The sequence below is a fragment of the Porphyromonas macacae DSM 20710 = JCM 13914 genome (assembly GCF_000379945.1).
In the GTDB taxonomy this organism is placed as follows: domain Bacteria; phylum Bacteroidota; class Bacteroidia; order Bacteroidales; family Porphyromonadaceae; genus Porphyromonas; species Porphyromonas macacae.
Window position 1 is genome coordinate 1 of sequence record NZ_KB904128.1, and the last position, 25,555, is coordinate 25,555.

21 protein-coding genes, 1 tRNA gene and 1 rRNA gene are annotated in these 25,555 nt (G+C 39.9%); all 23 read right to left on the reverse strand.

Annotated elements, in window-relative coordinates; translation table 11 throughout:
• A 16S ribosomal RNA gene (locus A3GI_RS0104250) occupies positions 1–142 on the reverse strand; the annotation flags it as partial.
• A 237-nt stretch (positions 143–379) separates the two neighbouring features.
• Positions 380–452: transfer RNA gene (locus A3GI_RS0104255), tRNA-Gly, on the reverse strand.
• 158 nt (positions 453–610) lie between these two features.
• The gene (gene folK / locus A3GI_RS0104260) at positions 611–1,078 is read right to left on the reverse strand and encodes a 2-amino-4-hydroxy-6-hydroxymethyldihydropteridine diphosphokinase (RefSeq protein ID WP_025079592.1); all 468 of its coding nucleotides are present in this window, start codon (positions 1,076–1,078) and stop codon (positions 611–613) included.
• Positions 1,079–1,086: 8 nt separating this feature from the next.
• Positions 1,087–2,136 (reverse strand): tRNA preQ1(34) S-adenosylmethionine ribosyltransferase-isomerase QueA, encoded by a 1,050-nt coding sequence (gene queA, locus A3GI_RS11775; protein WP_018360242.1) that lies wholly within the window; start codon positions 2,134–2,136, stop codon positions 1,087–1,089.
• Between the two features lie 3 nt (positions 2,137–2,139).
• A complete protein-coding gene (truB, locus tag A3GI_RS11780; protein ID WP_025079591.1) occupies positions 2,140–2,862 on the reverse strand; it encodes a tRNA pseudouridine(55) synthase TruB in 723 nt (240 codons plus the stop codon).
• A gap of 48 nt (positions 2,863–2,910) precedes the next feature.
• Entirely contained in the window at positions 2,911–3,744 is an 834-nt protein-coding gene (gene uppP / locus A3GI_RS0104275) for an undecaprenyl-diphosphatase UppP (RefSeq protein ID WP_018360244.1), read from the reverse strand.
• Positions 3,745–3,827: 83 nt separating this feature from the next.
• Positions 3,828–4,052, reverse strand: a complete 225-nt coding sequence (locus tag A3GI_RS0104280) for a DUF3098 domain-containing protein (protein WP_018360245.1) — start codon at positions 4,050–4,052, stop codon at positions 3,828–3,830.
• Positions 4,053–4,073: 21 nt separating this feature from the next.
• Positions 4,074–4,955: a cell division protein FtsX gene (locus tag A3GI_RS0104285; protein WP_018360246.1), complete on the reverse strand. Its 882-nt coding sequence runs from the start codon at positions 4,953–4,955 to the stop codon at positions 4,074–4,076.
• Positions 4,956–5,275: 320 nt separating this feature from the next.
• Positions 5,276–7,801, reverse strand: a complete 2,526-nt coding sequence (locus A3GI_RS0104290) for a TonB-dependent receptor (protein ID WP_018360247.1) — start codon at positions 7,799–7,801, stop codon at positions 5,276–5,278.
• A 195-nt stretch (positions 7,802–7,996) separates the two neighbouring features.
• Complete coding sequence (locus A3GI_RS0104295) at positions 7,997–9,310, reverse strand: TPM domain-containing protein (RefSeq protein ID WP_018360248.1); 1,314 nt, start codon at positions 9,308–9,310, stop codon at positions 7,997–7,999.
• A gap of 26 nt (positions 9,311–9,336) precedes the next feature.
• Positions 9,337–9,933 (reverse strand): LemA family protein, encoded by a 597-nt coding sequence (locus A3GI_RS0104300; RefSeq protein ID WP_018360249.1) that lies wholly within the window; start codon positions 9,931–9,933, stop codon positions 9,337–9,339.
• 44 nt (positions 9,934–9,977) lie between these two features.
• Entirely contained in the window at positions 9,978–10,565 is a 588-nt protein-coding gene (locus tag A3GI_RS0104305; protein WP_018360250.1) for a flavin reductase family protein, read from the reverse strand.
• On the reverse strand, positions 10,562–11,017 hold the full coding sequence (gene pyrI / locus A3GI_RS0104310; RefSeq protein ID WP_018360251.1) for an aspartate carbamoyltransferase regulatory subunit: 456 nt from the start codon (positions 11,015–11,017) through the stop codon (positions 10,562–10,564). Before pyrI ends, A3GI_RS0104305 begins: the two co-directional genes overlap by 4 nt.
• Before the next feature lie 28 nt (positions 11,018–11,045).
• Positions 11,046–11,954 (reverse strand): aspartate carbamoyltransferase, encoded by a 909-nt coding sequence (gene pyrB / locus A3GI_RS0104315; protein ID WP_018360252.1) that lies wholly within the window; start codon positions 11,952–11,954, stop codon positions 11,046–11,048.
• A gap of 275 nt (positions 11,955–12,229) precedes the next feature.
• Entirely contained in the window at positions 12,230–13,867 is a 1,638-nt protein-coding gene (locus A3GI_RS0104325) for a DUF6345 domain-containing protein (RefSeq protein WP_018360254.1), read from the reverse strand.
• A 502-nt stretch (positions 13,868–14,369) separates the two neighbouring features.
• A complete protein-coding gene (cls, locus tag A3GI_RS0104330; RefSeq protein WP_018360255.1) occupies positions 14,370–15,812 on the reverse strand; it encodes a cardiolipin synthase in 1,443 nt (480 codons plus the stop codon).
• A 30-nt stretch (positions 15,813–15,842) separates the two neighbouring features.
• Entirely contained in the window at positions 15,843–16,508 is a 666-nt protein-coding gene (locus A3GI_RS10510; RefSeq protein WP_018360256.1) for a porin family protein, read from the reverse strand.
• Positions 16,509–16,522: 14 nt separating this feature from the next.
• Complete coding sequence (locus A3GI_RS0104340) at positions 16,523–18,010, reverse strand: LysM peptidoglycan-binding domain-containing protein (protein WP_018360257.1); 1,488 nt, start codon at positions 18,008–18,010, stop codon at positions 16,523–16,525.
• A gap of 110 nt (positions 18,011–18,120) precedes the next feature.
• On the reverse strand, positions 18,121–20,454 hold the full coding sequence (locus A3GI_RS0104345) for a TonB-dependent receptor (RefSeq protein ID WP_018360258.1): 2,334 nt from the start codon (positions 20,452–20,454) through the stop codon (positions 18,121–18,123).
• A gap of 425 nt (positions 20,455–20,879) precedes the next feature.
• Positions 20,880–21,620, reverse strand: a complete 741-nt coding sequence (locus A3GI_RS0104355) for a glycosyltransferase family 2 protein (protein WP_018360260.1) — start codon at positions 21,618–21,620, stop codon at positions 20,880–20,882.
• A gap of 11 nt (positions 21,621–21,631) precedes the next feature.
• Positions 21,632–22,918: a glycosyltransferase gene (locus A3GI_RS10515; protein WP_018360261.1), complete on the reverse strand. Its 1,287-nt coding sequence runs from the start codon at positions 22,916–22,918 to the stop codon at positions 21,632–21,634.
• Positions 22,915–24,033: a glycosyltransferase gene (locus tag A3GI_RS0104365; RefSeq protein WP_018360262.1), complete on the reverse strand. Its 1,119-nt coding sequence runs from the start codon at positions 24,031–24,033 to the stop codon at positions 22,915–22,917. The genes A3GI_RS10515 and A3GI_RS0104365 overlap by 4 nt, the downstream gene beginning before the upstream one ends.
• Before the next feature lie 3 nt (positions 24,034–24,036).
• Entirely contained in the window at positions 24,037–25,554 is a 1,518-nt protein-coding gene (locus tag A3GI_RS0104370) for a lipopolysaccharide biosynthesis protein (protein ID WP_018360263.1), read from the reverse strand.
• Between the last annotated feature and the right edge of the window lies 1 nt (position 25,555).

Sequence of the window (25,555 nt, forward strand, 5' to 3'; positions counted from 1 at the left end):
TCAGGCAAGTTACATACGCGTTACGCACCCGTGCGCCGGTCGCCATCAATCTTAGCAAGCTAAGACCATGCTGCCCCTCGACTTGCATGTGTTAAGCCTATCGCTAGCGTTCATCCTGAGCCAGGATCAAACTCTTCTCTGTTATATCTTTTTATTTCGTTTTTTCCTTATACGCCCAAAAATAAACCACCGTTATCGAATCTTATCGAAACCTTTAAGTTCTGACGGGAAAATATATATTCCCCTGTACTACACTTTTCGTTTCTAATATGAATTATGTCGAAGATCGCTAAACACCTTTTATTTTGGTGTCGGACTACAAAGTTAAACTCTTTTTTCGAATTAACAACAACGATCAAAAGAATATTGCTTTGTATTGAGCGGAAGACGGGATTCGAACCCGCGACCCCAACCTTGGCAAGGTTGTGCTCTACCAACTGAGCTACTTCCGCAATGTCTTTACTTTTCGGTAAAGCGATGCAAATGTATAATGTTTTTTTTAATCACACAAATAAAATTGAGAAAAAGAAAAATATTTTTTTGACAAGATTTTTTAATTAATTCTCTACAAAACAGTTAGTCAATAAAAAAGAAAAATATATCTTTTTCTCTATTCGTCGTTTTGCTGTGACAGATAAAGGTCTGTCATGCTTTTCTTTAATAATGGATGAACCAAATCAGGAGCAATACTGGAAAGCGGTTCGAGCACAAAAGAACGGAGGTGCATTAAAGGATGCGGTATTTGCAAATGAGGTCGATTCACTACCCTATCGTCCCAAATCAGTAAATCAATATCTACAGTACGATCATTATATACACCACTGACACTTTTCCGTGTGCGTCCAAGCCGACGTTCAATATCCTGAGTTATTAAAAGTATTTCCTCCGGACTTTTTTTACTTTCCACACCAATTACCTGATTGAGATAAGGGTTATTACTTTGATACCCCCAAGGTTCTGTTTCAATAACATCTGAAGAGACAGCAACAGATCCTACTCTTTCTTCTATTAATAATATGGAATGCCGAAGATTTTCTTCACGATCTCCGGCATTACTTCCCAATCCTAAATATAACATCGGATAAATCAAATAATTAACAAGGCATCACCATATCCCCCGAAATGATATTTATGCTTAATAGCCTTTTTATAAGCCTCCATTACATTTTCGTAACCACCAAAAGCTGCCTGCATCATGAGCAAAGTGGAATACGGATGACTAAAATTACTGATTAAAGATGTAGCTATCTGAAATTCATAAGGGGGGAATATAAAACGATTCGTCCAACCTTCATATTCTTTAAGATGCTTATCAGTGCTTGCAGCCGTTTCCATGGCACGTAAAACAGATGTACCCACAGCACAAATCTGCCGTCCCATATCGTAAGCCTTATTTACAATCTGACAGCACTCCGCATTGATAGCCATCTGCTCACTGTCCATCTTATGCTTGGTCAAATCCTCAACTTCGATATCGCGGTAATTTCCCAAACCATTGTGTACGGTTAAAAAAGCTTTGCGTACATCTTTTATCTCAATTCTCTTGAGCAACTCACGGCTAAAGTGCAACCCGGCAGCCGGTGCTACTACAGCACCTTCCACCTCAGCAAAAAGTGTTTGATAGCGTTCTGCATCTTCAGGGATAGCCTCGCGTTCCATATACTTCGGTATCGGGGTTTCACCCAAATCAAACAATTGTTTTTTGAATTCATCGTGCGAACCATCAAACAAGAAACGAAGAGTACGCCCACGGCTTGTGGTATTATCTATAACCTCCGCAACCATAGAGTCATCTTTACCGAAATACAATTTATTCCCTATGCGAATCTTACGTGCAGGGTCTACGAGAACATCCCATAATCTCTGCTGTTCATTCAATTCTCGCAATAGAAAAACTTCAATCCGCGCTCCGGTTTTTTCTTTATTGCCATACAGTCTGGCCGGGAAGACACGTGTATTATTAAAAACAAAAGTGTCATCCTTTTGAAAATAGTCCAAAATATCCTTAAAAATTCTGTGCTCCACTTCTCCTGTTTCTTTATGGAGAACCATTAGCTTAGCTTCATCACGAAAATGGGCAGGCTTTTTTGCAACAAGATTGTCCGGCAAGTCGAATTTGAATTGAGATAGTTTCATTTTTTATATATTATTCTTTATTTCCTTCTCAGGGATATGTACATGTTGATGTAAGAAGTCAGCAATATCGTCAACGCATCTACATTGCTCTAATGTTACCTGCCCCACTCGTGTACGCTTAAGTGCGGCCAAATGAGCCCCGGAACCTAAAGCGATACCAATATCGCGAGCTAAAGCACGTATATATGTACCCTTACTGCATACTACCCGTATCGTAATCTTGGGCAAATCATATTTTAATAGTTCTATTTCATCTATAACCAATAATTTAGCCTTAAGTTCAGCATCTTCCCCCTTACGGGCAAGTTCATAAGCACGCTTACCGTCTACCTTGACAGCAGAAAACACAGGAGGAATTTGTTTTATAGAACCAAGAAACCGCTCAGTCAAAATTTGGCAAACCATATCCTCCGTAATATGCTGATAGGGGAAAGTTGCATCCACAGGATGCTCCAAATCAAATGAAGGCGTAGTTGCCCCAAGAATTATTTCTGCTATATATTCTTTTGTTTCCGCCTGTATCCGATCTATCAATTTTGTATTCTTTCCGGTACATAAAATCATAACACCGGTAGCCAAAGGATCCAGTGTACCGGCATGCCCTACCTTAAGTTTTTTTATTCCCATATAACGACAAGCCTGATAGCGGAACTTATTGACAAGATCAAAAGAAGTCCACCCATATGGTTTATCGAAACAGAGTACTGCCCCCTCACATAAATCTATCTTCTCAACTTCAGACATAAGTAATAAAAAGCAAAAATCTTAATCCGATCAGGCAGTAACTACTCCGGTCAATAACAACATCATAAACAATAGACTTATAACGATGCGATAATAACCAAATATTTTAAATCCCTTACGGGTTACATAACCTATAAAAAACTTTATGGCAAACATAGCCACAATAAATGCCACCACATTACCCGTAATCAGAGTAAGCATATTATCATAAAAAATCTGTATGCCGAATTCTTTATACAATTTATATCCTTTTAGCATAGTAGCTCCAAACATTGTGGGAACAGCCAGAAAAAAAGAGAACTCGGCAGCTTGTTTGCGCGTCAGTCGCTGTTGCATACCTCCCACAATGGTAGCCATAGAGCGAGAAACTCCTGGTATCATGGCTATACATTGGAAAAAACCTACAATTAAAGCCTTTTTAGGTGTAACGACAGGTTTTTTCTCCGGAATAAAGAATGTGTCCATGAAAAGCATAAACACTCCACCGACAAAAAGCATCGCCACAGTAACCCACATACTACCCAACAGCCTATCAATATAACTCTCAAAAAGAAGTCCCATAACAGCCGCAGGTATCAAACCGATGATCATGAGTAAATACAAGTTCCAACCAGTCAACCCCGCATATCGGCCGCCTCTTTCTCCAACTGAAGGTTTGCGAAAATTGAAAAAACGTTTCCAATAAAGCACTACGACGCTTAGAATAGCACCAAACTGTATCATCACGATAAAAGCACGCAGATAAGGAGTACTTTCCATACCAAGCAGGCCTTCAGTTAAAATCATGTGTCCGGTAGAAGAAACCGGCAGAAATTCTGTCAAACCTTCTACAACAGCCAAAATCACACTCTCAAGTAATGTCATCCTATCTTAGATTACAGCTAAAAAATGATATCCGAAAATAAAAAGTCAATTCGATTTATCTGACATACATATTATATCATTAATTATTTCTTATCTTTCTTATCGGGATTTACCAAAATAGCATAAATCATAAGGAAGAAACCTGAAAGACAAACTATCGGAGCCACAACAATACGTCTTGCACTGAAAATATCAGGATTATAAGTTATGCCATCTACAGATCCCCCCCCTGACATAAGGATAAAACCAAGAATAATCAATAGGACAGACAATCCCATAATGAAATAATTTTTTTTTCCGTATAGCATATCTCTTAATTTCAATATAAATCAAATCAAATAAATCTTACCGCTATCCATTCGGATATATTTACGTGTTGCCCGCCAAGAAGTTAGAGCGGATATTATTGTGCCCAAAACTAATATTACCACTCCTCCCAATAACAAATGAAGCCAAGGTAAATAGGATAATATATCGAGGAATAAATAAGACTTGACAACAATAATTACAATTCCCCATACAACAACAGATAACAAAGCACCGATTAAACCATCCAACACACTTTGGCCAATAATAGGGCGCTGAATAAAGCCCGGAGTAGCACCCACCAAAGACATGGTACGTATTTGCATACGTTTACCGTATATAACCAAACGCGTGGTATTGTTAATCTGAATAAAACAGACTATCAGCATTAAAACCCCTAATACCCAAAGAACAATTCGCCAAGTATTCATATTACGCTGGACCTGATCAAGCAAGTCCTCCCGATACGTCAACCCCACATCCGTATTCATATTACTCATTTCTTCCTCCACTAAACCCAAACTATCCGTGTGAGTATATTCCGACTTCAAGTTAACTTCAACCATAGGTTGCAAGGGGTTGTACCCTAACACATTCGACGGATTTTCTCCTAATTCTGCCTCCAACTCCTTAGCTGCCTCATCAGCAGAAATATAGCGTACAGCTTTTACAAAAGGTTTAGCCTCCAAATTCTTACAAATTTCAGCATTTTGCTTTTCGGTGTTTGTTATGGGCAAAAGAAGAGTAAAAGAAATTTGCTCTTTGACCTTTCGTTCTATTTGCCATCCGGCAATCTGAACCAAAGCAATTCCTCCCAAAATAAACAGAGCAAGCGTTATACTTACAATACTCAGCAATCTTGTATGAAAAAAGGATGCGGCTCGATACTTTTTACGCGAGGTCATAATAACATATATATTATACTTTAACTTCTATGAAATACGGATGCAAAGAACCATATGAACATAAATAGCCTAATTTGCACGCAAAAATAATCATTTCACATCTTGCCACCAAGTTTTTATAAAATCTATTAAAAAGAAAGGCTACTAAAATGCTTTATCCATTATCAAACGAACGGCTCAACTCTCAACAAACATACCGACAATATTAAATAAAACTATTATATTAATAAAGAGTAGTGGCAAAAGAAAAAAATCGCAGTAAGACTACAACTTACTGCGATTTCCGTTTTTACTTGGATGAAAGTTGATCTAAAACTTATTTAGAAACTGAACTTCAAGCCTAAATAACCCGTGCGAGGTTGTGTAGGACCATATATAAATCCGGAATCACGAGACGGACCACGGTCGAAATCGTTTTGGAAAGCATTGAAAAGATTTGTTACGCCGGCAAATGCTTGCAATCTGATGGAATCGTAAATCGTAAAATCATAGCTGACCTTAGTTCCAAACTCAAAGAACGGTTTTGTTTTCAGTAATTCATCCACACGCGGAGCTTCATTCAATTCATCGACTTCCGGTACGGTATTGATATCGCTAATAGCACTGTGTTGACCATAGCCTATTACGTGAGGAACATACATGCGTCCGGTATAGGTACCCGTAACCGAGATATTCAAAGGTCTGACCGGATTGAAATTCAACGTATAGTAACCATACACAGAAGGTGTTCGTGTATATTCTCCGGATACCATCGATTCATTCACATAAGCCATTTTGCCTTCATCATTTTTCGCCTTGATAAATTTACCGTTTTCACGTTTGGTGTTCAGCCCCCATTCGCTAGCTTCGTCGTAACGGTTCTTGCTGAAGGTAATACCGGCTTGGAATTTCATCCATTTGTAGGCCAGTTTGGCTTCCAAATTGACACCATATACAGAAGCACCGGACCCATTGATACGCTCATTCAGGAAGAACCCATCCTTGTAACCAATTTCATTGGTAGTGAATACATCCACAATTTTGGTATAAAACCCTTCTATCATAAAATTGGTCTGCACATTGCCGAAACGTTGATACATGTCAGTACTCAAACTGAATGCATGAGAAACTTCGGGTTTAAGATCTTTATTGTTAATAATCTTTTTGGATTCTCCATTTACAACAGCCACATGAAGATCTTCGTCAAAAACCTGCGGAGCACGGAATCCTTTGGCATAAGTGGCACGAATGTTTATATCTTGAGTAGGATTATAACGCAGCGTAGTACGCGGACTGAGAATAGGTTTGTCGAGTGCTGAATTTTCATCCAGACGGGCACCGAGTAAAAGACTTACATGTTCATTTTTCCATTCAACTTGAGCAAGCTGACTGGCATTACGGATGATTTGATCCATTTCAGGATAAAGAGATTCTCCTTTATCATTTATGTGCCAATTCCGAATAGGCATAATATCGGTCAGTCGGTCATAGTTATACTCTGCACCGATTAATAATTGAGCAGGCAGGAAAAAGAGTTTATCCATATTATAGCTGTACTGCAAACCACCCATAACAGTTAAACCATGGGTATCACCATAATTATCACCATATTCTTCTTTCGGAATGGGCACTCCTATAGTACCGGATTTCTTTCCACCAATTTCAATCTCGCCTATTCCTCCATAATAGCTTTCGCGACGAATATCCTGCGCAGAAGTATAAGCCTGGAAGTGGTGTTTGTATCCCTCGGAAAAGAGATCGTACTTCAGGTTCCCACTATAAATAGAGTGTCTGACATGCTCGGAAACTCCGGCCACGTGGTCCGGCCAATTTAAGTGGTCACCACCACGACGATCCTCATGAATGATATGTATTTCACCAATCAGTTTACTGTAATCACCGGTTTTAAGGTAAGCACGTGCTCCCATGGAACGGGCATTTATTTTACCCAATTCACTATAACCATCGCCATTCTGATCCCAAGCCTGACGGTAACGCGCCTGACCAAAGACCATTGCACCGGCACGGGCATTGTCGCTAACCATAGAGGCATTGAAAGACAGGTTATTGTCTATGTTCTTAAAATCAGTAAAGCCCATGGATTCTGAGAAAGAAACAGAATTGGAAACAGGCTCTTTAGTGATTATGTTAATAACTCCGGCAATGGCAGATGAACCGAATAGCGCCGATCCGCCACCTCGAACCACCTCCACACGTTCGATCATATTCGCGGGGATCTGCTCCAAACCATAAACACCGGCAAGAGAGCTCATGACCGGACGGCTGTCAATCAAAATCTGGGTAAAGTGACCATCCAAACCATTTATACGTACCTGATTGAAACCACAGTTCTGACAGTTATTCTCCACACGTACACCAGGTTGAAAGACCAGACCTTGAGCAAGATTATGAGCATTGGCATTAACAAAAGTCTTATTGTCAAGCACATTAACCAAGGTGGGAGCAAAACGACGAATCGTCTGTTCGCGGTTGGCTGAAACAACAACTTCTTCCAAATCGAACTCGTCGGGTTGTGCTTCAAAATTAACCTCAACAACTTTATTCAAGCTTAACGTAATTGTCTTTTCCTGTTTGATATACCCCACTCCTTGCATTACCAAAGTAATTTGACCGGGTTTCAAATTGGAAAAGAAAAAGTGACCGGAAGAATTCGTACTCGTACCAAGATGGGTACCTTTAATCATAATAACCATACCCGGAACGTGTTCACCGGTTTTGGCATCAATCACATGCCCAAAGATATTGGCATCGGAAGGAATTTTTTCCGGTACAACATCTACCGGATTAGCAATGGCACAAGTAAAGAAGAATACAAGTGCAGTAAAAAAGAGTATAAGTTTTTTCATCTCGTATTATATAAATTAAATTCAACAGAATCTTTTCCGTATTAAGGTGTGCAAAAATACGAGTAAAAAGAGATTTATAATTAAAGATTTAAGGACTATATTCCACCTGACCCCAATATACCTAATCATAGGTATGCAAAAGATGCTTTTACTACCTATCGAAAGGTAATAAAAGCATCCTCATAATAACCACAATCACCAACCGCTGGTAGCTCCCCCACCGCCTGATGATCCTCCTCCAAAACCACCCCCAAAGCCTCCTCCGAAGCCGCGACCAAAACCTCCGCCACGACCGCCACGGCCAAGCAAAGAACCTAAGACCAAACCGGCTAAAGCGGCTTCTTCTTCAGAGTGATCTTTTTGATCTCGAAAATGATTGTGTCCACAATACAAACACTTATAATTAGAACGGATATAAGGAGTTCTACGACTATCATACACACGCTGTGTACTAACGAGTTTCAATGTTTTGTAATGGCAATTCGGACAGGTGCTGTAACGGCCTCCCAAATCTCTGGAAACAATCTCTTGATTACCACAGCTTCCACATCGATAAACATTATGAGCTACAGAACCAAGCTGTTCCTCCATCTGCATACCGCCATCTATCAAAGAATAAGCTTCAGCATGACTTTCAACCATCTTCATGGTATTACTCCCGCATTGAGTGCAAAAACTCGCAGCTTTCTTCAAACGAATCAATCGATTTTGATATAGTAACCAAAGCAAAAGACCTCCCGGTAAAAAAAGCACCAACATCACCAAAGGAATCATACGGCTATTATGTCTCAAATAGTCATAAGCAACCACAGCCGTATTATGCGAATTACTACCGACTTTTGTATTATTGAATAGATATAAAATCATCCAAATGGTAATCAGAGACATAAAACCGACATAGAAAAAGAAAAAAGTTTTTAAAGATATCTGCTCATTTTCATTATTCGACAACGATTCCGGTTTAGCAAAATCCACATTACCGAGTCTGTTATCCACTGCTTCTATGATTGCAGCCACCCCACCGGCATAGTCTCCTTTTCTCGCATAAGGATTAAAATAATTCTGCTGCATCATATAAACCAAAGCATCAGGAAAATCACCCTCCAGACCATAACCAACTTCGATACGCGACTTTTTTTTATCCTGAACCACAAGGAATAAAAGCCCTGTATTCTCTTTCTTATGTCCTAATCCCCACAAACGAAAAAGCTCTAATGCAAACTCTTCCATATTGTCATCTCCAATAGACGGAACAATAACGACAACAAACTCAACTCCATATGCAGAACGAATATGCTTGAGCCGTCTATTCAACTCGGATTTAACTTGAACATCCAGCACATTTTCCGGATCGCTGATATATTCCTCCGCATTCGCCGACTGAACGTTAGGCACAGACTGAGGAGTGTATTCTTTTTGGGCAAACAGAGTTTGCCCGGAGAACGACAGTACTGCAATAAAAATAATACAGAGGAGAAACCGGAGGGGAGAAACCAAGGAATTATTCATCAAATGGCAAAGAATTGTTCAAAATACTAAAACTTCACTTCAGGAGCTTTCTCTGCTCCTACCTCTGCTTTGAAATACGGACGCACACCGAAGTTGAGCATTCCGGCTAAAATATTTGTGGGGAATCGTCTTATTCTTGTGTTATATTGCTTTGCTGTTTCATTAAAATCTTTTCTTGCTACAGTTATTCTGTTTTCCGTTCCCTCCAGTTGAGCCTGCAGTTGCTTAAAATTTTCATTGGCCTTCAAGTCGGGATAACGCTCCACCACAACCATAAGCCTTGACAAAGCTTGTCCCAACTGGTCTTGTGTAGCCTGAAACTTAGCCATGCTTTCCTCATTAAGATTTGTAGGGTCTATTTTGGTTTGAGTAGCTTTACTGCGTGCCTCGATCACGCTCTCTAACGTTTGACGTTCATGTGCAGCATAGCCTTTTACGGTTTCCACCAAATTAGGTATCAAATCAGCACGACGCTGATATTGGTTCTCCACCTGACTCCATGCAGTATTTACATTCTCCTGACCGGCTACCAGTCCATTATAAACTTTAGTGCCCCATCCGAACAGAAGGACCACAATACCTATAATTACAACGACTGTTACTAATGTTTTCTTTCCTTTCATAATGATCTGTTTATAAAATTGATATTCAAATTTATTAAAGATAGTTATTTCCGTCGTTTAAGAGGTCTCTCACCTTTCTTTACGGACCAGCCGAAATACCCTAAGAACTCACCAAGAGAAAAATACTCACCATGCGAATAAACCAATAAACCAGCTTTTTCCATATCAAAGGCACCGGTTTTTGGATCAATATAACGTTCATCCGCACGAGCGTTGATAATCTCCGAAAGAAACATATCATGGCTGCCCAAATGAATAATATCGCGAACACGACACTCTAAACTGACAGGACTTTCCTGAACTAAAGGGGCAGCAATGAATCGGGCTTTCTCCGCTGTCAGACCGGTTTCTTCAAATTTCTTATGCTCCCGGCCGGAGACGACTCCACACCAGTCCGTCTCACGAGCCATAGATACCGTAGTTAAGTTTAAACCGAACTCCATCCGGTCTTTTATTAACTGATAAGAGTGTCGCTCAGGGCGAATACTAACATAGCACATGGGCGGATTGGAGCAAACCGTACCAATCCATGAAGCTGTAAATAAATTATAATTCTCACAATCGTCTCCCGAACTGATCAGGATAGCAGGGAGAGGATAAATCAATGTTCCAGGCTTCCAGTCGACTCTCATAACAGTTCGATTTGATCTTGTTTAAGCTTTCTTCCGCAATAATGACAACGAAAGATTTCGTTATCTCGGTCTATGACTTTGAAGCGGGAGTACATAGGCTCATTGTTCGTAATACACTTAGGATTCGGACAGCGTATCAAACCTTCTACTTCTTCAGGTAATTCTATCGTACGTTTCTCTATTACATTATAATCCCTAATAATATTCAAATGAATACTCGGAGCCAAAAGTGCTATTCGCCCCAACTCCTCATCCGAAAAATATTTATTGGAAACTTTGATTACTCCTTTCAAACCGCACCTCTTACTCTTGAGATTATTACCGATGGTTATGCTTTCACTCAAATTCTCGAGTCCAAGCATGGAAGCAACCTTAAAAAGACGACAGGGCGGTATATGGTCTAACACAGTACCATTCTGTATGGCTGCTACCATCATTTCTTCCTTATGCATAGTTTTATTTAGTTTTAATTTCAGATAATCAGATTTCTATCCCCAACACTTCACAGATTATAGACTGTCGCGTATAAAGCCCATTCCGCGCCTGCTGAAAATAATATGCCTTAGGCGTATCGTCCACATCATAGGTAATCTCATTGACACGAGGAAGCGGATGTAATACTTTTAGATTTTCTTTGCTGTTGGCAAGCATCGCAGCATCCAACACATAAACGTTCTTAACACGCTCGTACTCCTCCAAATCCGTAAATCTTTCCCTTTGCACCCGAGTCATGTAAAGAATATCCGCCCGGTTGATAACGTCTTGATTAAACTCCGCAGTTTCTTCAAAAGGCAAATTATGCTCACGACAGTATTGACGATATTCATCCGGCAAAGAAAGCTCGGGAGGCGCCACAAAAACAAATTGGGGGTTGAAAGCAGACAAGCCCTCAATAAGAGAATGCACGGTGCGCCCATACTTCAAATCGCCCACCATCACCACTGTACGGTTGTAAAGTGTTCCCTGTGTTTTTCGTATAGAATACAAATCCAACAATGTTTGAGACGGATGCTGATTGGCACCATCGCCGGCATTGACAATCGGAATACGACTGAACTCAGAAGCATAAAGAGCAGCCCCCTCCAAATAATGGCGCATAATAATGAGATCGGCATAATTATTAACCATGAAAATAGTATCCTTCAGGGATTCTCCTTTGGAGCTGCTACTAGTGGCTGCATCCGAGAACCCGATAACACGGCCACCAAGACGATTGACCGCAGTTTCAAAACTTAAACGGGTACGAGTGCTCGGTTCAAAAAAAAGCGTAGCTACCACTTTCCCATTTAAGAGTGCTTGATTGGGATTCTGCTCAAAAAGTGCCGCCCGGTCTAATATACGCAAGATATCCTCGGGACTAAGTTGATTGATTGAGACTAAATGATCCATGTTCCAACTTATTTAGGATTATTATATAATGTTTCTTTATATGGTAAAAGTATTCGTTTATTCTGTTTCTCCAAGATAAACACTTTACATACAAAGATAAAATAATGAAAAAAGCAATCGACCTTTTCTTTCTCTTGAAGCATAAAAAACAGTCTATTCTTAAAAAAGAGGTATGCAGAAATCTGTGCATACCTCTTAAAAAAGCTTCCGTTATCAGGATTGTAAGATCATAAACCACCAGCTAATCCCATCTTAGAACCATCGGAGTGCTGTCATTATAAATCAACTCTTAATTTGTAACGTTTTGCAAATCTGCCGACCTTTATCTCAACTTCACGTTGATGTACCGGTTTTGCAAAATTTGAAGAAAAATCATATCCAATCTTTTCATCGATGATTTTAACAGAAGGTTTCATTTCCGCTTGATCATCCGAAGACAATGAATCAGCCAGTTTATCAGAGATTTTCGAAGAAATTTTTGTCTGTCCTATGATATTGTCGATTTTTTGTTGAAATTGCTCCTCCCTTGATTTTGCATTTTGCTTTAAAGATGCGGATTTACGATTTACACCGAATTCAACTTGCTTACGTTCATCAACAACCGGTTTAAGAGAACTGAATACTCTGGTAACTTTACCGTCATTATCCACTGCCACCGAAATCAATCCGTGTTCAGAGTTAACACTTTCAATACCACTGTGTTCTTGTCGGAACTGGATAATCGTCTCCATTACTTTAGGCTCCAGCAGTTCTTCATTCTTTGTGCTTCCACCTCCAAGCATAGAGTTATAAGTAGTTCCTTGTACTAATTTTACACCTTTTGAGAGACCCAAATCAGAAATCAAGCTCTCTGCAATTTTAACTGCATTCTTCTCTTCTATTTGCTTTTCATTTTGATAATTGGCTTTCCCCAACTGAAAGCTTAATTGTCCGTCTCCGCTCAAACTTACTTGTATATCTTTGGTTCCGACTATGCGATTTCCAATATTATCGAGCTTAATAGACGCAGCCGTACGTTGAGTTATTCCAACCTTATTGGCCATCGTGGAAAGCAGGGTGTCATTTATCATATTCGGGTAGAGAATCAGCGCATTGTTATTATCCGGTTCTTGTGTCATCATTTTGCGTTTCTTTTTATGGCTCCGAACCCGCCATTCCCAAGCCCAGCAACAAGAACTTACAGACGGCCAATCAAAAATCCGCTCATTAACAAGCCTCGATTTTGCTTCCCAATAATCACGCCCCATTGCACAAACAACAGGTGTCTGATTATGCGAAATTCTCCAACTGGCCTCAATAAAAGCATTCTTAAAAGTGCGATTTTTTCTCCATTCTTGCCAAAAATACTTCCCATAATTACGACTATCTGTAATAACGGTGTCGTACCCGAAAATCATTCTCAATCCACCTTTATTGGGATTCGACCATGTACGAATAGGCGAATGCCCATCATTTACTCTGAGCCCCAAACATGTAGACCAAAACAAGTATCTTAACTCCTCATTGGCAAAAGCCATGTTACGAGAACAAGCCCAAGAACGACCGTTCCATATACTTCCTGTCGGTGCCCAAAAGGTTCCATCAGGATCCATATCTCCATGCCCCGCATGATAAAATACTGTTACGGCATCCATTCCATAACGATTCTGCCAATTATCATACTCCTCCTCATAGAGCCAAACGCCCACACCTCGGTCTTTATACCAAAAATTTGCGGGGGTAAATTGAGTTGGATAATTCAGAAAATCTTCTACATCTTCGTGTGTCGAACGCAAATCATTAATATTCCCTAAAAAATCCTCTATACTACAAGCACCATACCAACCGCTCGTTCCACCTAAATTAACACCGGTTACCCCTGCTTCTTCTTTAGGAGCAAAAGGGTTTTGATCAATAATTTTTTTGTAACTCATAATTAAAAACAATTAAAATTCAAACTTCTATAACTAAAACAACAATCAAAATATGAAAACCTCCCAAACGACAGATTAGCAATCGGGATCCATTTCATATAAAAGAGCAAAAGACCCATTAAGATTAAATTCACATTGAAATATACAAATTGTTAGTTAAACAAACAAAAAAACACGTAAATAAATAAATAATTCACATAAAAATACAAACAATAACATATTGAGCGAAAAGAAATAGAGCATATATTAAAATAAAGCGAGCTGAATCTTTTAAATAAATTCCATTCCCATAATAATCCAGCATTCTACCGAAGGATGAATTGCCAACCCTCAATTTGACAACAACTTCGCTAGCCTAAAAATCCTTTGAAATTTCAAAGAAAGAATCTCAAACAGGTTTTCTATTGGGTTTAATTGAACTTATATTGCACCTTTTAAGCAGATATAAAACTTATATTATATTGGTAAACCCTAAAAAGACAGGCATTGTGAAAGGTAACAACTACAATAATGGAGAGAAAATACGCACCAAAGAATTTAAAGCTTTTCTTTTCATCGGTCTGGTTTTCCACTCTTCCAAGGAAATTTCTCTACATTCGGCCAAATCTGCCATAAAAAGCTCATCTAATTGATGAGTGATATTAACATCATAAATGATAGCATTAAACTCAAAATTATGCTCAAGGCTTCTAAAATCCATATTGGCCGAGCCTATAGAGCAAATCTCTCCATCTATCATCATCAACTTGCTATGTAAAAAGCCCGGTTTATAAAGTACAACATGCACTCCCGCAGCCAATAAATTACCATAATAAGACTCACACGCCAAACCGGCTACCACAGAATCGTTTTTCCCGGGCAACATTATCCAGACATCGATCCCCGACAAGGCTGCAGCAATAAGTGCATTCCCCAAAGTTTCCGTCGGTAAAAAATATGGCGTTTGTATATAGATATATTTGGAAGCACGGGCTATAGCTGTGGTAAAAGCCTGATCGATCGTACGCCATTTGGAAATAGGACCGCCGGCAAGAAACTGTATTTTTATCCCATTCGGGTTAAAAATAGAGGGCGTCCATTCATCAGAAAAACTACTGTCAATATTAATCACTCTTCGGGAAACGACATACCAATCCACAAGAAACGTACTCTGTATTCCGGCCACGGCAGGCCCGGTAATCCGGAAATGACTGTCACACCAAACTTTAGAAGCATTCTCTTGTCCCCGATATCGCTCTGCAATATTCATTCCACCAATATAAGCAACGGTACCATCTATGACCGTAATCTTACGGTGATTTCTATAATTTACGGAGTTTGAAAAAAGAGGAAACACAACAGGCATATAAGGATAGGCTTGAATTCCGGCTTTCCTCAATTTATTCCAAGTTTTTTTCTTAACACCCCATGAGCCTACATGATCGTATATCAACCTGACCTTAACACCCTGCTCTACCTTCTTAAGCAACAGTTCCACGAGCTCATTAAACAAACTATCTTCTTCAAAAATATAACTTTCTATGTGAATATGCCTGCGGGCGTTTCGTATGTCATCAAACAAAGATGCGAACATTTTTCGCCCTTCATGGTAAACACTGACATCATCACTTATCAATACAGGACTGTCTGCATTGGTTTTGATCAAATCCTTCAATGTCTGCCAATGAGGAGTATCGTAATCCACCTTATCGGTCCAGATAACAGAAGCAATTTTAGGCTTGAGATTTATTCTCCTGTAAACCCTTTTGCTGATAATATGCCTGCGTCTTTGATCCTGTCCGAACAGAATATAAATCAACAGGCCAAGAAACGGAACAAACCCTATCACCAAGACCCAGGCAAGAGCTTTGAGTGGATTTCTGTTCTCACTCAACACAACCCCAATCAAACTCAATACGGTAATGAGATATAGAGCGACAAACCAAGGTGAAAGAGTACTTAACATCTTAGAAGTTCAGGTTTATTTCATAGAAAACTATTGTTTATATAGCAGAAAAAAAAGATTGATACGGACAGTGCCAAACATCTCGGAGGCTTGTCCGAAAAGATCTGCACGCCGTGTACTATACAAATCATTAAAGTTGTAGCTGAAACGTCCCTCTAACTCCACGCCCAAACGTCGGTTCACAGCATAATTGATACCTACTCCTCCAACTAAACCCCACTCCAACTTATTTTCGACAGTCAATTCGTGTCTGCGAAGTTCAAAATCATTAAACTCACCCTCTTTTTCTTTCTCCTTTTCAGACAGCAGATAACCTATTTTAGGACCGAGATTAAGAAAAAAACGGGCTTTTTTGTTTTCGATGTACAAATGAGTCAATAAGGGGAACTCTACATAACGCAATTCTCTTGCATATTTTTTCCCGGGCTTATCGAACTGTTCGCGCCAACCTTGAATGGAATAATTCGCCTCAATCTGCAAACTGCAATGTTTCTCAACATCCCAACGCAAAAGGAAACTACCCATCGGTGCTATATATGTTTCCTGCTGAACCTTAGGTTTAAAGGAAACCGTCTCAGCATTTACCCCTCCTCCCATACCGATCCACAGTTTGTAATCATACTGTACAGGACGCTGTGCCCGTACAAGGGGCAACACTAAAAAGAACATAACCGAAAACCAAACATATTTTCTCATTGTACTCCTTTTTATTACAGCGATGTTTTGGTTATCCTGCCATTAGGATGATAGGTAACAAAAAACACATTCTGATTGACATAGCCTCCGGTCGAAGACACTTTTCTGAACTTAAAATCGGTCTGTATGCCATCGGAAGGTATTTGATAGCTGTATTTCAAAAAATCTGCCCCATACGAAGCTATAGCCCTAATAAAATATCTTGCCACATCATAGCCCACGGCACCATACTTAGGATATGTATTTGCAATAGGATGCCCGAACCAGGCATTATATTTCGTATAGAAATCCACAGAAAGCGCATCTTTATTATCCATAAAAAAAGAAGTATAAATAGTGGTATTATACTTATGCATTTGTCGTATCAGGCTACTGTTAAAAGATTGCCAACGGGGAGAGGCAAATATCGAACAGCTACTGTTCCCCAGTTTATTGAAAATACGTTCTGCCATGCGAGGCGTTTGATTTGCCGGAACGATAACCGCTCTCGAATCAATGCTTATGGCTGCATCACCGGCAAAATCAACCATCCGGTAATCAATGCTGTTTTTATCCAAATATCGTTTGAGGTAATCATAAAAACCATCAGAGTCTACTTTATCGGCATTTGCCAGATAGATTTTATGATTCTTGTATTGAGAAAGGAAACCCTCCAAAACCTCCTTGTACAGTAAATCCTGAGGCGAATTGACCTGATATAGCTTGGAGCTGTACATCGCAAGCTTCTCACGGGAATTGAAAGGAACAACATACAATGCCTGTCCCACAATTTTTGCCATGTATTCTATCTGGTCATCACCTGTTCCACCAATGACCAAATCTCTATCTTCAAAAATCAGAGAGCGCTCCAACCTTTGGATGTCAAGAAGCGATGCAACATCTTTCACAACTAAATCTACAGAAACTCCGTTTTTCTTCAAGTCATAAAGCCCCATAAGGAACCCTTCATAAAACTCCATGTAACGAGAAGGTGCTCCCTTAGACAGCGGAAGCAATAAAGCTACTTTCACTTGCCGGTTATGCACCTGTATGCTCTTCGACGCATGCTCATCATCTCCGCCCGAAGATTTTGCAATAACCGTATCTCTCTTGTTCTTTTCAGGAATAGTTATAACATCTCCAATCTTAAAATTTCGAGGTGTAAGTCCAGGATTCGTAATCATCATAAGCTCTTCAGAAACACCGTATCTTCTACACACCGAATATAGTGTTTCTCCCTTGACTATGGTGTGCGTTTTTTTACCATTCCGACCCTGCTGAGGCAAAATTCTCGAATCGGGTAAAATAAGTTTTTCTCCAGAGCGAATTTTTTCTTTGGATGAAGGATTTAATTTATAAATATCATGAATCGAAAGATTATATCTTTTAGCTATTGAATATACGGTTTCTTGAGGCTGTACAATATGATACCGGGTTTGTTGGGCAGATGCATCGGCAAGTGAAATCAAAAATAAAAAAAACAGATATAAGCCGACGATACGATAAACCAAACTTAGTTTCATGCTTTGTCATTTATTTAGTTATACAAAAACAAATATACTAAAATGGTCTTTCAATCTTTTACTTACCTCCCAAAAAGAAACATGATATGCCATAAAAGATAAATATAACGTTACAATTGAACATTCAGATCCACACCTATCTGCATCGGGGCTGCCTGTTGCAGAAATTTATTGCCAAAGGATCCAAAATAGAATACAGTATGATCAGATTTTGTAAGATTTCTTCCCCAAAAAGAAACCGACACCATACCATGCGAAAAACCCATACGGGCGTTCAAAGAATAGTAGGCTTTCTGTTTTACAGTGTTGAAATCATCCCAATAAATAGGACCGGCACCTTGTAAATCTAAAGAAGCAAATACCCGTTCAATAAAAAAGTTTTTGGCCAGAGCCTCGTTCATACTAAGTATAACGTTGTATGTATTACGAGGTATATAAGGAACAAAATTACCGGAAAGATCATGCTGTACAATACCCCGATCTGTTTTCTGTTCCTTAAAATAACGAACAAAAGCTGTGTGCGTATACCCATAGTTTACCGTAGCCATCAAACTTCTGAAAAGACCTGCTCTCACGGTCAACTCCATACCACGAGTATTAGCCTTGCCGGCATTAGAAATTACACGCCCGGCACCGGAAGCCACAAATTGTGTCAACTGTATATCGGCAATATCGGTATAAAAACCGGCAAGAGAAACATGAAGTCTGTTATCAAACCACTTACCACGCATACCCAACTCATAGTTTACGGCATGTTCGGGAGCATAACCGACATTTCCGGCATGATCCTCCTTTCGGTCAGTTCCTTTCTTTGCAGACATCAGTTGCCTTTGAAACTCCAACTGTACAGCGTCGCTCATCATTTGTTCATTATATCCACCGGCTTTATATCCCTTAGCCATCGAAGCAAACAGCAGCATATTTCCCCGAGTATATTTGAATGCTATTTTCGGTAAGATTTGCACAAAATCCTTCTTGCCTTCACCTTCTAAAATCGCCGGAGTTTCAATCCATTTTGTTTGTGCCCCGGGCTTATTCCGAGGAGTCAGGCCTACACGAAAAGCCACATCGCTATGGTAGGTCAGAGATTGTTTCTCATAATCCAAGCGAATACCGCCCGTAACCGAAAAACCGGGAATGAGCAAATCTTTCAGGGTACTTTGGTGATAAAGTGCCACCCCCTTATTGGATTTGATAAAGAAATTGTTGTTCAGTGCGTCCTTCGAAGTGTCTGCCGTCAGTATAAATGGCAGTTTACCCGAACTGTTCAACTTGTCGAACGAACGCTGTAAAATCATTTTTATCCCCTCGGGCTTGAATCTGACCGAAGCATCCATTTCATTACGATCATAGAAGCCGAATACCCCCCAACTCCATTCGTAGAAATCTCTCTCTTTACTCTTTATCAAAAGTTCCTGAGACAAACCGTTCATCTTCTGCTTCTGGGTTATGGTAAAACCGTCTAAAGGTGTATAATCCTGATCCATATTCATTTCATCGGACAGATAACTGTATCCCGTGGCTGTCTCCAAAACAAATTCATTCCATTCTTTCGTATAGCGGAGTCTGTTGCCGTTCATTCTGCGCAAATAGCTTCCCGGGTCATTGTAATTTATTTTCTCGAGCAAGCCGTCTTTTCTCAGACGACGATAAGGAAAAGCCCCCTGATCCGTAAAATCAAACTGAGAAGAAAAAGCAAGCTTATCGCCCTCTCGGGATCTCCACTCCAACTTCAAATTCACGCCGGCATCAAGATTGTCATCAGCATATTTCCTTGTATATTCATTCTTGAAAAAACCGTCTCTACGACTAAAATATCCTCCTATCGTCAGCCCCCAATTATCAGAAAACTTCATCCTGTGATTTGCACGGATACGATAGCTGTTGTAATTGCCGGCACGAAACTGTAAATCGGTTCCCGGTTTATCTATCGGTGAATAGGTGTACAGGTTTATGATACCACCCATGGCATTACGGCCATACAACGTTCCTTGTGGACCATTCAGCACCTCTATGGCCTGCAAACCCTGCATTTCCATATTAAAACCGGCTTTATTCATCACCGGCACCCCATCCACATACAACCCAATGGTTTGATCGCTACTTCGTGCTCCAATACCTCTCACATAAATAGCAGAGGTTAAGCGAGAACCGTAGTCGGGCATATAAAAGTTAGGAACAACCGAAGACAAATCGGTAATGGAATGTATATCAAACTGCTCTATCTGAAGAGGGGTTATCAATGAATAAGTTCCCGGCATTTTGTTCAATGTTCCTGCCTGACGCATAATAAAAGAAGATCCTATAATTTCCACTTCCTCCAATTCATGTGTAATCAAAGAGTCGACCGGCTCATGATCGACATACTTAAAGGCATAAACACGAAAAGGCAATGTTAGCAAAAACATAAACAAACCGAAAAATAATGTATAAATCCGTTTCATATAAATGTGATTTTAAATAACCTACTCTCTTTTAAACCCTCAAATATATAGATACGCTGTATTTGTACAAAAATATTCAGCAAAAAATAGAAAAATAAATCAAAACAAATACGTATCTGAACAAAAATGGCCAAACAAAATAACTTTACGAACAGAAACGTACGTTATTTTAGCATTTATTTAGAACAAATACATCCTAAATCAGGAAAAAGATATTGAAAAAGAATTAAGATAGCCTGATAAAAATACAGTTTTATAAATCAGAGATTTATGATACTCACGGGAGTAACAAAAAAAGTCTGTCTGCCCGTTGAAAACACCTCAAGCAAAGAAAGAAAATTCAAGTTAACTTGATTAAAAATCCATCCGGCAGAAAATTTCTAAGTGTCAGGCAGAGAGTTTTCCGCATGCTAAACGACTCGAAGTTAACGAGTGCGAATAAAAATAAAAGTAAAGTGTCGGAACAGAGTCGTAAACAAGCCATAATATTTTCTCATAATCCGGAAACGCTCCATCAACGAGGCCTTATGGTTTCGCTTTGTTGTTCCCATATTCAGATAATTTGCCAAATCCTGATCCGTATCGACTACAAGACGGGATTTCTTAAGTATACGAATACACCAGTCGAAATCGGCAGAAAAACGATAAGAAAGGTCGTATGGGGGCGCTATTTCACGCTTGGCTACAAAAGCCTGATGGCAAACCAGCATACCGTTTTTGAAGCTCTTCCAGTTCAATCTCTTAGGGGGACGTAAACGTCTCAGCCCCATGTCACGATCCTGGTCATCCACGATACGGGTATCTCCATAGAGCACATCAGGCCACTGTTCAGACATCGAACCATATTCCATGCAACATTCTGCCACTCGCTGCACCGTATACTCGGAGTCGAATGTATCGCCGGCATTCAAAAACCATACATAGTCTCCGGTAGCCATAGAAAGACCTTTATTCATTGCATCATATATACCGTTATCGGGTTCACTGAGTACTTTTGCATGAGTACTGAGTGCATTAACAATTTCCAATGTATGATCGGTGGAAGCTCCATCTACTATGATGTGCTCAATTTCCGGATACGTCTGCTCTATAACACTTAAAAGTGTTTTTTTTATGCAATCTTCTGCCTGATAACAGACTGTTATAATTGAAAATTTCGGTTGCATTATTTGGTATGTTAAAGTTTCAATACTTTTTTGTACACATCGATCATGGATGAAGCTACGACATCCGATCTGAATTTCCGTATACTCTCGATACAAAGCCTGCGCCCATTTTCAGACAGCCCCATCTCTATGGCCTTTGCTATGGCATCAGCCATGGCAGAAACATCATAAGCCTTTACAAGATATCCATTTACTCCTTGAGAAATAATATCGGTTTGCCCACCGAAATCAAAACTCACCACAGGGCATCCGCACGCCAATGCTTCGATAAGAGTTTGTCCGAACGTCTCCACATAGCTGGTAGAAAGAGTAACAACGGCGGAAGAGTAGATTGCAGCCAATCTACCGGCATCACTGACTTTGGGAATGCGGTGAACGGCCATATCAAGTCCATCGAGACAATGTGGATTTCTCAAATCTCCAACGGGTATAAAATAACACAATGAAGCCCAATGAGGATAACGCTTACAAAACTCATTCAGTGCAGCCACACAAAGAGAAAGACCTTTCAACTCATGATCCACGCGGGCAGCAGATAGAACAAGGGGGATGGCGCCAGGCGGCAAATCGCTTAAATCTTGACTGGATTCGCAGGGTTTGAAGATGGTCGTATCCAAAGTATTTGGTACCACATAAATCTTCTCCCCGTTCACCAATACACTTTTAGCAATCATTCCGGCCAACCAGTTACTGACCGGTACAAAATGAAACGAGTCAAACTCCAGTCGTTTCTTCTTTTGCAATACACGGTAAGAAAGATCTTTTTCCCGCCTGCTGTGAATTTGCACACAACGGCCGCATCGCTGCTCATAACCATGACAAAAAAACGGACAATTATCCTTAAGATACAGAGGTAAATGACAAATTCCTGTGACAGGCCACATATCATGCAAACTCCAAACAACAGGTTTACCCAAACCGGCAAGCCTTTCTATCTGATCGATGGACAGAAATCCCTGATTGATCCAGTGAAGATGGATTATATCCGCTTTCTGAACCCATTCATGTTCAACCACATTACAACCGGTGGAAGCAATGGAAACCTTAAAAATATCTTTCCGGTGAAATCCGTTATACAACAAGATTTGTAACCGCTCGAACACAAATCGCACAAAGGCTTTTATTCGTTGCCATTTACCGCATACTGCACCGGTCACATTCCGATTCGCCGGCATACTTTCTTTCAGAGTAAGCATATGTACGTCCACTCCCTCCTCCCGAAGTGCGTTCATGAGACGAATTGCAGCATTGGCAGCTCCTCCCCCGGAAGTAAAAGTACTAAGGAAAAGCACTTTCATTGTTTAAGATAATTAATCAGATTATCCATTTCTTCCCGAAAGGTCAGATTCATCAAAGATTTCGGAAGAATATCCGAAGAGTAATGAGTAAAATTATTTTCTTGCAAAACACGCTGAATAGCATGTCCCATATCCAACGGACTGAAAGGATTAAAAGTCATCCCGTTAGATGGTGTTATCAAGGTGGAAGCTCCGGCTACTTCACTGCATACGACCGGAACTCCGGCAAGTAAAGCTTCATTGACCACGGCTCCGAAAGCCTCGCGTATACTTGGCAAAACAAACAGATTGGGAATACGGTAATAAGCATACAGTTCACTGCCCTCTTTTTTGCCGGTGAAAGTCACATGCTCGGAAATTTTCAATTGCCCCACCTGCGATTTTAGTTGTTGCTCTTGCGGTCCATCTCCCACAAGCACCAAATGCAAATCGGGGGCTTCTCTAAGTAAACCGCTAAACGTACTGATCAACTCCGTCAGATTTTTCTCCTCGGATAAGCGCCCAACATACAAAATAATCCGTCCGGAACTACCCCCTAAAATATTGTTACGCAGTTCTTTTGCCAAAAATGATTGCAAATGAATCTGCTGGCGAATATATAAGTCATCCTGAATTATCGGGAAAGTATAGAATTTATCCATCAAATTGAAGCGGGTACGATACACCTCTGTCGCACGACTGTCGCATAAAATTAAACCGTCTACTTTAGGTATCAAAAACTGTTTGGCACCTATGCCCGACGCCGTGGCCTTGCTTTGCATAAAATTATCGTCGCACATCACCACTATTTTAGCTGTTTTTGCATACAGAGTACGGGCAAAAAGGAGTATGGGTGTTATGAAATTGAACTCGCTGCTGAGAATAATATCGGGCCTGAAATCACGGACTATATCCACCAGTTGGATGCGCATATTTTTTATACCCAAAACTCCTTCATCTAAAAAGTCATACGAGAAACAGATACGTTCGGCTAATAAATCTTTTCTGAAACTCTGTTCATCGGGACTATGATTTTCAAAATAGATTCGGGTATCGAAAGCCCGGCTAAGTTCATTGAAGAAATCTATCCGGTAAGGAGCCAATGCCCTATGAATAATCAGCAGCTTTTTTGTCATATTCTAATCAACAGTTTTTTTATGGCGGAGCTTTCCACCTAAGATATCGAAAACTTCGGGAGTAAGCCTCAAAAAATATAATCCGGAAAAAGCTATAGTCAGCAATATCAGACTTCTTAATAACAAATCCAGCCAGGGATTGGCTATACACGGCAACAAAGGATTTACACCTATCAACCCCAGAAAAACGACAAGAAGTTTAAATAATGCAGGTGAAAAAGGGTGTATTTTCAAATATCTGAGTAAAAGCAACTGCTGAAAACCGTATCCGCACAGCATTGTAATCAGTGTAGCCACAGCAGCTCCCGTTATTCCCCATCGGCTTATAAACCAAATATTGAGAATTATTGAAATGGCCGTAACAATACCTGTATAATATAAATTCCAATGATAATATTTGGAACAGCTAACGATAGGATGACTGTAATTAAAGGTAACGTCTACCAATTTAGACAACCCTAAAAAGAAAACGACATAAACCCCACCCTTATAATTCTCCCCATTAGGCAGGATGGCAAATATATTATGAATATTAAACCAAATTATCAAAAAAAGAATGCCTCCTATCATGAGTTGATACAGTGAAACCTGCTTATAGAGTCTGTTTGCCTCGACGATATTATTGTCTTTCATGGCTTCCGACATTCGGGGAGTGGAGATACTGAGAATAGATCTGGACGGTATTTCTATGACAGAAGCAATGAAAAAGGCAATGGAAAAAACACCGGCAGCATAAAGGCCTCCGGTATCCAATGAACTGACCATGAACAAATCCATCCTGCTCGCCAGCGTAGAACCAAAAGAGGCAATCACGTACAAGGCTGTATACTTAACAAAGCTGCTTTTAATGGCCGGCGTAAGAAAAGATTTATCATGGTAGAAACCGGTATAAGCTATTTTTCGGAGATAAAGAAAAGAAACAAACATACATAACCCGTAAACTCCGATAAAAAGAAAAATCATCGTACGAAGGTCTACCCAGCGAAAGGCATAAACCAGATATACGGCTATCAGCAGCAAGCGCAATAAAACTTCCCGAATAAATTTAGGTACGGCCAAACGCATCATTTGCACTGCATAGACTTCAAAAACCAACCAAAAAAGCAGAAAGAATGTCAGCGGAATAACGGAATAATAGTAGTCTAAAAACAAAGCACTGTTTTTACTGAAAAAGAGACCGATAGGATGGCTCAGTAAAATATAAATCAGAGTTATCAAAAGCCCGCCGCACAAAGCGACTTTCATTATGTAATAAAAAAAGCCATGATGTTTGGGAGGTTTCTCTCTCGAATGAGTCTGTTCTTCTTTAAAATATGGGAAAAAGCGGTAAATGGAAGAAGTCATACCTAACATAGCCAAAGCAGACAATAAGTTTGCAGCTTCAAGCAGAACACGTGTGAGACCGATCTCTTCCGGAGAAAGAAATGCCGTGAGAATGAAGAAAGTAGTCAAGAAGCCTATAAAAGCTCCACTGTAAGAAATGATGGTACCTTTTACGCTTTGTGCTACTACCTGTCCCATT

What these genes read in the sequence shown, in the direction of transcription:
- uppP (WP_018360244.1), bottom strand. Translation starts at nt 3,744, where the DNA reads ATGACATTACTTGAGAGTGTGATTTTGGCTGTTGTAGAAGGTTTGACA.
- pyrI (WP_018360251.1), bottom strand. Translation starts at nt 11,017, where the DNA reads ATGCATAAGGAAGAAATGATGGTAGCAGCCATACAGAATGGTACTGTG.
- A3GI_RS0104355 (WP_018360260.1), bottom strand. Translation starts at nt 21,620, where the DNA reads ATGCAACCGAAATTTTCAATTATAACAGTCTGTTATCAGGCAGAAGAT.
- A3GI_RS0104340 (WP_018360257.1), bottom strand. Translation starts at nt 18,010, where the DNA reads ATGAAACTAAGTTTGGTTTATCGTATCGTCGGCTTATATCTGTTTTTT.
- A3GI_RS0104370 (WP_018360263.1), bottom strand. Translation starts at nt 25,554, where the DNA reads ATGGGACAGGTAGTAGCACAAAGCGTAAAAGGTACCATCATTTCTTAC.
- A3GI_RS0104285 (WP_018360246.1), bottom strand. Translation starts at nt 4,955, where the DNA reads ATGACCTCGCGTAAAAAGTATCGAGCCGCATCCTTTTTTCATACAAGA.
- cls (WP_018360255.1), bottom strand. Translation starts at nt 15,812, where the DNA reads ATGTTAAGTACTCTTTCACCTTGGTTTGTCGCTCTATATCTCATTACC.
- queA (WP_018360242.1), bottom strand. Translation starts at nt 2,136, where the DNA reads ATGAAACTATCTCAATTCAAATTCGACTTGCCGGACAATCTTGTTGCA.
- A3GI_RS0104300 (WP_018360249.1), bottom strand. Translation starts at nt 9,933, where the DNA reads ATGAAAGGAAAGAAAACATTAGTAACAGTCGTTGTAATTATAGGTATT.
- A3GI_RS10515 (WP_018360261.1), bottom strand. Translation starts at nt 22,918, where the DNA reads ATGAAAGTGCTTTTCCTTAGTACTTTTACTTCCGGGGGAGGAGCTGCC.
- A3GI_RS0104295 (WP_018360248.1), bottom strand. Translation starts at nt 9,310, where the DNA reads ATGAATAATTCCTTGGTTTCTCCCCTCCGGTTTCTCCTCTGTATTATT.
- pyrB (WP_018360252.1), bottom strand. Translation starts at nt 11,954, where the DNA reads ATGGATCATTTAGTCTCAATCAATCAACTTAGTCCCGAGGATATCTTG.
- folK (WP_025079592.1), bottom strand. Translation starts at nt 1,078, where the DNA reads ATGTTATATTTAGGATTGGGAAGTAATGCCGGAGATCGTGAAGAAAAT.
- A3GI_RS10510 (WP_018360256.1), bottom strand. Translation starts at nt 16,508, where the DNA reads ATGAGAAAATATGTTTGGTTTTCGGTTATGTTCTTTTTAGTGTTGCCC.
- A3GI_RS0104305 (WP_018360250.1), bottom strand. Translation starts at nt 10,565, where the DNA reads ATGAGAGTCGACTGGAAGCCTGGAACATTGATTTATCCTCTCCCTGCT.
- A3GI_RS0104280 (WP_018360245.1), bottom strand. Translation starts at nt 4,052, where the DNA reads ATGCTATACGGAAAAAAAAATTATTTCATTATGGGATTGTCTGTCCTA.
- A3GI_RS0104365 (WP_018360262.1), bottom strand. Translation starts at nt 24,033, where the DNA reads ATGACAAAAAAGCTGCTGATTATTCATAGGGCATTGGCTCCTTACCGG.
- A3GI_RS0104290 (WP_018360247.1), bottom strand. Translation starts at nt 7,801, where the DNA reads ATGAAAAAACTTATACTCTTTTTTACTGCACTTGTATTCTTCTTTACT.
- A3GI_RS0104325 (WP_018360254.1), bottom strand. Translation starts at nt 13,867, where the DNA reads ATGAGTTACAAAAAAATTATTGATCAAAACCCTTTTGCTCCTAAAGAA.
- A3GI_RS0104345 (WP_018360258.1), bottom strand. Translation starts at nt 20,454, where the DNA reads ATGAAACGGATTTATACATTATTTTTCGGTTTGTTTATGTTTTTGCTA.